Source organism: Rhizobium sp. 01T444, from assembly GCF_056398305.1.
The window spans coordinates 1-669 of sequence record NZ_JBFTPD010000204.1 but is presented as its reverse complement, the minus strand read 5'-3'; the positions used below and the strand labels follow the sequence as shown (position 1 = coordinate 669).

Annotated in this window: 1 protein-coding gene; it reads right to left on the bottom strand. The window is 71.7% G+C overall.

From position 1 onward, the window contains the following. On the bottom strand, nt 1-669 hold a 669-nt coding region (locus AC1DTN_RS37985), incomplete at both ends, for a thiamine pyrophosphate-binding protein (protein ID WP_477925308.1).

Genomic DNA, 669 nt, shown 5'->3' with positions numbered 1-669 from the left:
GGTCGAAGCTCGCGGCGAAGGCGGTGATGTCGGCGCTGGCCTCGCGCGTCCAGCCGCCGCCGCCCAGCACCACCAGCGGCCGTTCGGCACGCCGCAGCTCGGCGGCCAATCCCTCCATGGCTTCCTGCGTCGGCGCCGAGGCGCTGCGGCGGTAGCGTGGCGCGTCGGCCACCGGCACGCGCTCGGCCAGCATGTCCTCGGGCAGCGCCAACACCACCGGACCGGGTCGGCCCGAGGTCGCGACGTGGAAGGCGCGGCTGACGAATTCGGGCAGCCGGCGCGCATCGTCGACCTGGTCGACCCACTTCGCGATGTGGCCGAACATGTGGCGGTAGTCGATCTCCTGCCAGGCCTCGCGACCCATCGCCTCGCGCCCGACCTGGCCGATGAAGACGATCAGCGGCGTCGAGTCTTGTCGCGCGGTGTGGATGGCGATGCTCGCGTTGGTCGAGCCCGGCCCGCGCGTGACGAAGCAGATGCCSGGCYSGCCMGTCAGCTTGCCGTGCGCCTCGGCCATGTGTGCCGCGCCGCCTTCCTGGCGGCAGACGATGAGTCGGATCGCCTCGCGCGCGTGGTACAGCGCATCGATCACGGCAAGGAAGCTTTCGCCGGGCACGCAGTAGGCGGTGTCGGTGCCGTGGATGCGCAGTGCGTCGACCAGGATCTGGC